This window comes from Mucilaginibacter sp., assembly GCF_036383575.1.
Classification (GTDB): Bacteria; Bacteroidota; Bacteroidia; order Sphingobacteriales; family Sphingobacteriaceae; genus Mucilaginibacter.
The window spans coordinates 1-8,686 of sequence record NZ_DASVOB010000379.1 but is presented as its reverse complement, the minus strand read 5'-3'; the positions used below and the strand labels follow the sequence as shown (position 1 = coordinate 8,686).

At 43.0% G+C, this 8,686-nt stretch carries 10 protein-coding genes; 7 read left to right on the top strand and 3 right to left on the bottom strand.

What is annotated here, in order from left to right:
• Positions 1–611 (top strand): RtcB family protein (locus VF500_RS13210; protein ID WP_330860117.1); only part of this gene is annotated, 611 nt, incomplete at its 5' end.
• 365 nt (positions 612–976) lie between these two features.
• On the opposite strand, the gene VF500_RS13205 is transcribed toward VF500_RS13210, so the two are convergent.
• A complete protein-coding gene (locus VF500_RS13205) occupies positions 977–1,393 on the bottom strand; it encodes an OsmC family protein (RefSeq protein WP_330860116.1) in 417 nt (138 codons plus the stop codon).
• Between the two features lie 306 nt (positions 1,394–1,699).
• Here VF500_RS13205 and VF500_RS13200 point away from each other — a divergent pair, with 306 nt between their 5' ends.
• A complete protein-coding gene (locus tag VF500_RS13200) occupies positions 1,700–2,443 on the top strand; it encodes an AAA family ATPase (protein ID WP_330860115.1) in 744 nt (247 codons plus the stop codon).
• 32 nt (positions 2,444–2,475) lie between these two features.
• Here VF500_RS13200 and VF500_RS13195 read toward each other — a convergent pair whose 3' ends face one another.
• Entirely contained in the window at positions 2,476–3,069 is a 594-nt protein-coding gene (locus tag VF500_RS13195) for a dihydrofolate reductase family protein (RefSeq protein ID WP_330860114.1), read from the bottom strand.
• A gap of 427 nt (positions 3,070–3,496) precedes the next feature.
• Here VF500_RS13195 and VF500_RS13190 point away from each other — a divergent pair, with 427 nt between their 5' ends.
• The 5 genes from VF500_RS13190 to VF500_RS13170 all read left to right on the top strand — a co-directional run bounded on the left by VF500_RS13190 (position 3,497) and on the right by VF500_RS13170 (position 8,413).
• Positions 3,497–4,099 carry an NUDIX hydrolase N-terminal domain-containing protein gene (locus tag VF500_RS13190; protein ID WP_330860113.1) on the top strand — a complete coding sequence of 201 codons (603 nt, stop codon included), beginning with the start codon at positions 3,497–3,499 and terminating at the stop codon, positions 4,097–4,099.
• A gap of 109 nt (positions 4,100–4,208) precedes the next feature.
• Positions 4,209–5,042: a hypothetical protein gene (locus VF500_RS13185; RefSeq protein WP_330860112.1), complete on the top strand. Its 834-nt coding sequence runs from the start codon at positions 4,209–4,211 to the stop codon at positions 5,040–5,042.
• A gap of 236 nt (positions 5,043–5,278) precedes the next feature.
• Positions 5,279–5,458 (top strand): hypothetical protein, encoded by a 180-nt coding sequence (locus tag VF500_RS13180; RefSeq protein WP_330860111.1) that lies wholly within the window; start codon positions 5,279–5,281, stop codon positions 5,456–5,458.
• An 86-nt stretch (positions 5,459–5,544) separates the two neighbouring features.
• Positions 5,545–6,981: a tetratricopeptide repeat protein gene (locus VF500_RS13175; protein ID WP_330860110.1), complete on the top strand. Its 1,437-nt coding sequence runs from the start codon at positions 5,545–5,547 to the stop codon at positions 6,979–6,981.
• A 298-nt stretch (positions 6,982–7,279) separates the two neighbouring features.
• Positions 7,280–8,413, top strand: a complete 1,134-nt coding sequence (locus VF500_RS13170) for a glycoside hydrolase family 76 protein (protein ID WP_330860109.1) — start codon at positions 7,280–7,282, stop codon at positions 8,411–8,413.
• A gap of 89 nt (positions 8,414–8,502) precedes the next feature.
• Here the strand turns inward: VF500_RS13170 and VF500_RS13165 are convergent.
• The coding region (locus VF500_RS13165) for a hypothetical protein (protein ID WP_330860108.1) at positions 8,503–8,686 on the bottom strand (184 nt) is incomplete at its 5' end.

Below are 8,686 nucleotides of genomic sequence, written 5' to 3'. Positions count from 1 at the left end.
AAATTGCCATGAGCAAAACAAAGCTTCCACAGGAGGCTAAACATTTGGCATGGTTAAATTTAGATAACGACGAGGGACAGGAATATTGGATCGCCATGAACCTGGCCGGCGATTACGCCAGCGCCAATCACCATGAGATCCACAACAAGATTGCACGTGCGCTTAACCTTAAACCGATAATGATGATCGAGAACCACCACAACTTTGCCTGGAAAGAGCAGCTTGCCGATGGTACCGAAGTAATGGTTCACCGAAAAGGCGCCACACCTGCCGGTGAAGGCGTATTAGGTATTATTCCGGGGAGTATGAGTACGCCGGGCTTTGTAGTCCGCGGTAAAGGAGATGCAGCTTCCATTAATTCGGCATCACACGGTGCAGGGCGTTTAATGAGCCGAAGTGCCGCCTTTAAAACTGTCGATCCGGCAGCGGTTGCCGCCAACCTGATAGCTAAACGTATCACCTTGATGGGAAGTGACCTTGATGAGGCACCGATGGTTTATAAGGATATCCATGCTGTGATGGCAGCTCAGCATGATTTGGTTGATGTATTAGCCAGCTTTCAGCCGAGGATAGTAAGGATGGCTGATGCTAAGGAAAAGCCGGAGGATTAAGCCCCCCGGCCCCCTAAAGGGGGAGTTTGTATGCTTTAGCGCTGCCGCAAGCGTCCTCGCTTGTGGCCCGCGTTTAGGTTATTTGCTTGAAAAGCAAATCTTGCTCACTTAGCATGTAGGCCACAAGCGAGGACTCTTGCAGTAGCCAGGGGCATTAGGGGTTATTATATATTTCATTGTTTTGTTCAAACACGTTCTTTCATTTTAACCTCCTGCTATTCTTTATCACGCGGATGTAATCACATCTGCATCGTATTCATTTCTGATGAGCCTATCATTTTTTCAACCAACATTCATCTAACCACTGTTCATGCGTGATAAGGCCACTCGAAACAAAAGTGGCCAATGAGTCTTAAAAACCGTTGTTATTGGTATCTAACACTCAAAGTAATTGGTGTATTCAGCACTTTGGACACAATACAATTCACTTTAGCACCCTCTGCAATTTCGTGAAAAGCCTCGGCAGATACACCGTTGATCAATGATGCTTTTAAACTCAAATGAATGCCGGTGATCCTAAAATCAGTCATATCCATACCAAGAACGGCTTCGGTGTTCAAGTCGTTGGCTATAAAGCCTAAACGCTGAAGTGTTGCACTTACCGACATGGTAAAACAGCCCGCATGAGCCGCTGCTATCAATTCTTCGGGATTAGTCCCAGTACCTGCGAAGCGTGTTTTAAATGAATAGGGTGTTTGGTTAAGGACTGTGCTTTGCGATGATATTTCTCCTTTACCATATTTTAGGTTACCATTCCATTGAGCTTTTGCCGTACGTTTCATGCCGTTGTTTTTTTATTTGGTTAAAAATTATAAAACAAAGTAAGGCAGGAAAATTCTGATGATTATGTGACCTACATCACATTTAATGCATGGTGATATTTATGTGTGCAGGTTACAGGTAATAAATCAATGGGCTTAAAGCGTTAAGAAACGATCATCTGACTTTTCGGAATAGAATGAACAACGATTCCATATTTTACAAAATGGACAAAAAGGGTAGATGCAGGAATCCGCTATCCGTAGTCTCCGCCTACGGATCAATATGCATGTAGACTGTGTCTACATAATCCCTATCTTTACCCTACCATGCAAGCCAAACCTTTCCTCAAAGAGATCCAGCTGAAACGGGAGATGGTGCCATCCTTTGATACCTATCCATTTCAGATCCCGGCTATCAGGAGTTTAAACTCATTAAAATTTCATCCCGATGTTACTTTTATAATCGGCGAAAACGGTTCGGGGAAATCAACACTGATAGAGGCTATTGCTTTACAGATGGGTTTTAGTACCGAGGGCGGCTCAAAAAATGCACAATTTCAAACACACGATAATTCGTCGCAGCTTTTCAACTATTTAACCGGCATCAAAAGCTTCAAAAAGCCAACCGATTATTTCTTTCTACGCGCCGAAAGTTATTACAACCTGGCTACCTATATGGAAGATGTTTATGAAAATGATAAAGGTACATTTGAAAGACAATATGGTGTAAGGTCACTTCATGAATGCTCGCATGGCGAATCATTCATGGCTACCCTAACCAACAGGCTTACCGGCAACGGGTTGTATATATTTGATGAGCCCGAGGCCGCATTATCGCCAAACCGGCAAATGGCAGCACTCTCGCTCATCAATACATTGGTGAATGAAAATTCGCAATTTATAATTGCTACCCACTCCCCCATTTTGTTAGCCTACCCGGGCGCTACCATTTACCAGTTGGATGATTCGGGCATTAAACAGGTGCGCTACGAAGAAACGGAACACTACATGGTTACCAAACATTTCCTAAACAATTATACCGAAATGACGCGGATCCTTTTTGGCGAATAATTGTTCATTACAGGGAACAGTAACTATGAATCTTAAGCTCCAATAGTACCGGTCTTCACTTCACCGGCCCGTTTGTAATTGGCAAAGATCACACCGTCTGGTGTAACGGTGCTTTCTGTTAATTTAAATGCTGCGGGAGTGGTTTCATCGCTAAACAGTTTTTTTCCTTTACCAAGCAGCACCGGATAAGTTTTGAGCCAGAGTTCGTCTACCAGGTCGTGTTTCAGCAGCAGCTGAACAAGTTCGCCACTACCCCAAACTTTGATGTCACTGCCTTCTGAGTTTTTGAGTTTTTCAATATCCGCCACGCTTGTAATAAATTCTGTGTTATTCCAGTCAGATTCTTTAATGGTGTTGGAAAGCACATACTTTTTAACATCGTTGATACCCGGCCAATAATCTGCATGTTGGGGCCAGTATGAAGCAAAAATATCGTAGGTTTTTCTGCCCAGCAGAATGTCTGTAGCTTCCATCTGTTTTTGCATGATCTTGCCTGAAACTTCGTCTCCGTAAGGTGCAGACCAACCGCCATATTTGAAACCGCCTGCTGTATCTTCCTCCGGGCCACCTGGTGCCTGCATTACGCCATCTAATGTTATAAATGTTAAAACAATGATCTTTCTCATACAATTTTATCTCCTGTTATAGTTTAGTTTAAAATCTGTTTTTGTATGATACAAATCTCATCAATAAGACAATAAGGTTTGCGGTGCAGATGCGACAAATGATAGGGTGAATGCGACTGGCATATTAATATCTGAAGTCTGAAGTTTTGTCCTCCTTCACGTAAGACTTATAAAGGAGGCCGAAGAGAGACTCGAACTCTCAAGAGGCAATTATCAATTTGAAAGGATTGTTCAGGAGAATGCCAGGTGTGTCCAGAACGAGATTCGAACTCGCACATCCCTAAACCCGATCTACCGGGAAACGGATCCAAGAAATCCGCGACGTTTAAAAGTAGTAAATTCCCTTCATCTGCAAAATACCTAAGCAATGATTTTATAATTTCTTTACCCCGGTTATATAAGCTGTTAGCTATATTGCACACACCGTATGAAAAAAAACTATATCGATCTGCTTGAAAACATCTACGCCCTGGCACAAACCGGGATCAGGTATACCAAAAGTCCTTTCGACATGGAGCGTTACCAAAAGCTGCTTGATATAGCCACCCAGGAATACAGCGAATTTACCGGCCTGCAGACTGAAGTTTTAAAAGAACGGTTTAATAAAGACCTGGGATACGCGACGCCAAAAGTAGGCGTTAACGGCATTTTGTTTGATGAGCATGGCCGCTTATTAGTTGAGCACCGTAGTGATGATTTTTTATGGGGATTGCCCGGCGGCTGGGTTGATGTTGGCGAAGACCCGGAAACGGCCATGAAACGCGAGTTTTGGGAAGAAGCCAGGCTGGTTGTCGAACCCGTTGAGATCATCAAGTTTTTCGCCGTTTCGGCCGGGCAGTTTGAACAGCCCCATAGCTCGGTAGTGGTGCTGTACCTATGTAAATACATCAGCGGGAATATCGAAACATCTATAGAAAGCCTCGAAATTAAATTTGTTGATCCGGCTGAAATAACCAATTGGCATAAAAATCATGGTATATATGCAGAAGCCGGTGTAGCACATTTTCTTAATGGGCATAAGCAGGCATAATGATAATCGCTATGCTGAATGACTAAAACGAACAACAAATCCCAAACCTAACACACTTATCTTTAGGCAGATGAAATCTGCCTGCAAGTATTTTATTGTCATATTACTCATGACCGCTTTTACCGCCTGCAAAAAGGACAAGCCGGTTAAAGTGCCAGATCCACCCGTTACGCCCAAAGTATTTAGTCTTACGCAGCTTTACCAAACTGGTCTTGAAAGCTGGTACAAGAGCGATACAATATTTTATACCTACGATGCGCAAAAGCGGTTAACTCATATCAGTCATATTGCCTACCAGTTTCCCGCAAAAACAAATGTAGATTTCACCTATGATGGCAATCGCATAACGTCCAAAGTATTTGACGACGGGCAAAATTACCAGTATACCGAAAACTACCATTATAATGCCCAGGGACGGGTAACATACATTGATCATATCAATAAATATGCGTTCCTGCCCATCGGCACCAAAGTACCCAATACAGAGATTGAGCATACCGATACTTTTAGTTACGATGCCCAGGGCAGGATTGTACTGATGGACAGGCATTATCCCAATATTGGTTTACCTCCTCAAAATATCCATTACAACACAACATATGAGTATGACGCGCAGGGTCTGCTGGCAAAATCGGTTATCTACACCAATCAGGATACATTAAATAACATATACGTAACGTTCACAAAATTTACAGATAAGCTTGAATTTAATGCCCAAGCGCTTAATTATTTCTTCGATTTTAACATGCACCCTTTGGTACTGGCGCAACTGGGTAGGTTACCCTTATCCATGCGGTTATATTATAGCAGTGATAAACTTGATCACGCGGGCTGGGAGTATGAATTCGATATGACCGAAACCAGGATCAGCCATATCCACTTAACAACCAAGCCTACCCCTGCCCATCCTTTTATTTTTGATTACAACCTGAGTTATCACTAAACCGTTCAAAAGGCAAAAACATGAAATTTATCATGCCTTTGCCCCGGCTTTATGCCCCTTCAATCCAATATCAATAACTCAGCTCGCCTGCTCAGCCTCTTTTCTATCCAAAAACATTTCACATTTACTTCACATAATACGTAAAAATTTGACTATCAACAAAATATAAGCGTATATTTATGTACCTGCACTTGTAACAATTAACTGAACTCAAATCGTTTTTAAACATTAAAGCCATGAGCGCATCAACTAAAGCATTCGACAAAAACACCTCTATGGGTTTTAGGGACAAAAACACATCAATGGGATTTGCTGATAATGAAACAAGCCTTGAGCCGGAAATCGAAGCCGCAGACGGATTTGTAGCTTCGCCCGAGCCGGACGATGCAACCGAAGAACCTTCAATGGATAGTTAGAGAACAGATTTAATAAGCCAGTGCCATTACCCTGTACATCATAACCCCTTCGGGAAATTGGGGGTTTTGTTTTATTAAAAAAATTTATGCTAAACCACATACTAAAGGGGATGGTTTGCGTATGCCTTTTAACAGGCGTCGCCAAAAATACCTATGCTCAAAAAAATACAATAAACCAGTTAAGATCGCAGGCAGCTCAACATAAAAATGATACTGCAGGTGTTGAACCTTTAAGGCAATTAAGTTTACAATTACAGGCAACCCGGCCTGATAGCGCCCTCATCTACGCTCAGCAGGGGCTTGAGCTGGCCCGTAAATTCTCGTTCAAAAAAGGCGAGGCCGCTTGTATGAACAGGCTGGGTGTGGTTTTATGGAAAAACGGCAAGTATGACCAGGCCCTTTCCTTTTTACTCAACTCACTAAAAATACGCGAGGAAATTAACGACCGCCTGGGCATCTTAAAAAGCCTGAGCGATATAGGCATTGTTTACTCTGATCAAATGGACAATGTAAAAGCCCTGTCCTACCATTTTAAAGCCAAAGCTGTTGCCTTAGAACTGCATGAAACAGCGCGCCTGGGCATTATCCTGGCCAATATTGGCAACTGTTACATTAAACTTAACAAGGTTGATTCGGCTTTAAAGTATGAGATGCAGGCTTATACCATAAAGCAAAACCTAAAAGATACGGCCACCATGCCAAACACACTATCCATTTTGGGCGATATAAACTATAAAATGGGGCACACCGCCTTGGCGCTTGATTATTACCGTGTAAGTGTGAATTATGCTATCAAAATAAACGATCAAAACAGCCTCACCGACAGTTATAACAGCATAGCACAACTCTATAAACAAACAGGCATGGCCGATTCAAGCATCTATTATGCAACGCTGGCCCTAAATGCCGCCAAAACCGCCATATATCCTGAAGGGATCTTCCACGCCAGCAACCTTCTTACCGATATATACCGCGGTAAAAACGAACACCTTGAACTGCTTTATTTAAAAACGGCCATAGCCGCAAAAGACAGCATGTTCAATGCCGAAAAAATTAAACAGATCCAGACCCTCAGCTTTAACGAAGCCGCCCGGCAGGAGGAAATTGCCGAAGAAAAGCACCGTGAAGAAGAAGCCCGGATAGTTAACCTGCAAATGGTAGGTATTGCTGTGTTTATACCAACATTTTTCCTGGTGGTATTACTGCTGAGCAAAAGCCGCACTCACCGCAAAGTAATTGAGTTTATGAGCGTGTTATGCCTGCTGCTTGCCTTTGAGTTTCTTACCCTGCTTATCCATCCAGTGGTACAACGCCTCAGCAATCATTTGCCCGTCCTCGAACTGGTAATCCTGGTGTGCCTGGCCTCCGTACTGGTACCTTTTCATCACAAGCTTACCCATTTCATGCACGAACGGCTGGTACACGGCCATCAGCATCAACACCCGTCAGCTGCCGCACCGGTAACTCTATCAGAGAAAAAGGCAAAATCGCCTACCACAAAACGTAAGCCTGCACAAGGTTAGAGTAGTTTTGTTAGCTATCACCGATAATAAAGATGTAGCTACGTCAGGGAAAAAACTTTGCGCCTTCGCGATTTTGCGTGACAACATTCGCTAAACATGCAATAACACAGCCCCCTCCCCGGTTAAAATCACGGTTAAAAATTGGGTTAACGATTTTTTGTGGGTTAAAACGTTAGATAGCAGTCTTTTTTTAGCCTATAATTGCCTCGCCGGCATACAATTAACCAATAATTAAAAAGAAAACCTTATTTCGCTACCGACCAAAGCTAAGCCTATTTACTAACCAACATCCATAATTATGAAAAAACCGATCTCTTTTTTGATCATCAGCATGTTTATTACCATGGTAAGCTGCAGCAAGGGTAAGGACGCTACACCGGTTACGTCAAAGCCCACTACGGATACCACTACTCCAACTGATAACAGTACCGGCTTTAGCAGCGCCGATGCTGACCTTGCTTATACAGCCTTCAACAACGCCTTTTACGATTCGAATAATAAATTATACTTCAGCACTACAAAAAAAGATGGTGTGGCCGCCATCTGGACGCAAGCCGTTTACTGGGATATGGCCATGAATGTTTACGAACGTACCAAAGCCCCGGCACAACTCACCCGCATTGGCGATATATACCAGGGCAATTACAATCACTACGATGGTTATAACTGGAACAATACCGCTGTTTGGTTTATTTATGATGATATGATGTGGTGGGTTATTGCACTGGCACGCGCCAATCAACTTACCGGCAACGCTACTTATCTTGATAAGGCAAAAGCAGGGTTCGACAGGGTTTGGAACGGCTCGTACGACCCAATAGATGGCGGTATGTTCTGGGATTTTCAGCATAGCGGTAAAAACTCATGCATTAACTTCCCAACGGTTATAGCAGCTATGAAACTGTACAGCATTACCAAAGACGCCTCTTATCTTGACAAAGCAAAATCTATCTATTCATGGTCGAAAACTAATTTAGTTGATGCTTCGGGTAAAGTGAACGATAATAAAATAGGCAACAATCCTCCGGGCGGCCAGGATTATACCTATAACTCAGGCACGGCTATTGGCGCTGCTATGGCGCTATACAAACAAACCAACGATGTAGCTTATCTTAACGATGCTAAACTATATGCCGATTATGTAAAAAATAGCCTGTGCACCAACGGCATCCTGCCAGCCGAGGGCGATTTTAATGAGCAGGGGGTATTAAAAGCTATTTTTGCCCAGTATATAGTACAACTGATCAATGATGGTGGCCAAAGCCAATACCTGAGCTGGATCCAAACCAACGTTAACACCGGCTGGAAAAACCGCGATGGCCGTAATCTAACTTATCGTAACTATACAGTGAGCACTCCAACCGGTGATATCCAATCATACGAAGCAAGCAGCATCGTAACCTTTATGCAGCTGATACCACCTACAAAGTAAATTACTGATAGTTAATTTCACGCAAAGGCGCGAAGCCGCAAAGATATTTCTTAGCGGTTTCGCGCCTTTCGTTATTGATTAAATGGCATTTACAGCGTCCACAATTGCGGTGTATCCCTAAAATGATTGATCTCCTCAATCACATCCGTTACTTCATCTGGCGATAATTCATCTTCGCCATCAGCAAAATAACTAAATACTTTGCCGGGCTGCTCAAAAGTGATGTAGCCCAGGTAATCGGGGTTATCTTTTTTACTCAGCCGTAAAAGCTTG

Excerpts from the sequence above, each read along its gene's own strand:
- VF500_RS13205 (WP_330860116.1), bottom strand. The coding sequence starts at position 1,393 with ATGAAACGTACGGCAAAAGCTCAATGGAATGGTAACCTAAAATATGGT.
- VF500_RS13200 (WP_330860115.1), top strand. The coding sequence starts at position 1,700 with ATGCAAGCCAAACCTTTCCTCAAAGAGATCCAGCTGAAACGGGAGATG.
- VF500_RS13195 (WP_330860114.1), bottom strand. The coding sequence starts at position 3,069 with ATGAGAAAGATCATTGTTTTAACATTTATAACATTAGATGGCGTAATG.
- VF500_RS13190 (WP_330860113.1), top strand. The coding sequence starts at position 3,497 with ATGAAAAAAAACTATATCGATCTGCTTGAAAACATCTACGCCCTGGCA.
- VF500_RS13185 (WP_330860112.1), top strand. The coding sequence starts at position 4,209 with ATGACCGCTTTTACCGCCTGCAAAAAGGACAAGCCGGTTAAAGTGCCA.
- VF500_RS13180 (WP_330860111.1), top strand. The coding sequence starts at position 5,279 with ATGAGCGCATCAACTAAAGCATTCGACAAAAACACCTCTATGGGTTTT.
- VF500_RS13175 (WP_330860110.1), top strand. The coding sequence starts at position 5,545 with ATGCTAAACCACATACTAAAGGGGATGGTTTGCGTATGCCTTTTAACA.
- VF500_RS13170 (WP_330860109.1), top strand. The coding sequence starts at position 7,280 with ATGAAAAAACCGATCTCTTTTTTGATCATCAGCATGTTTATTACCATG.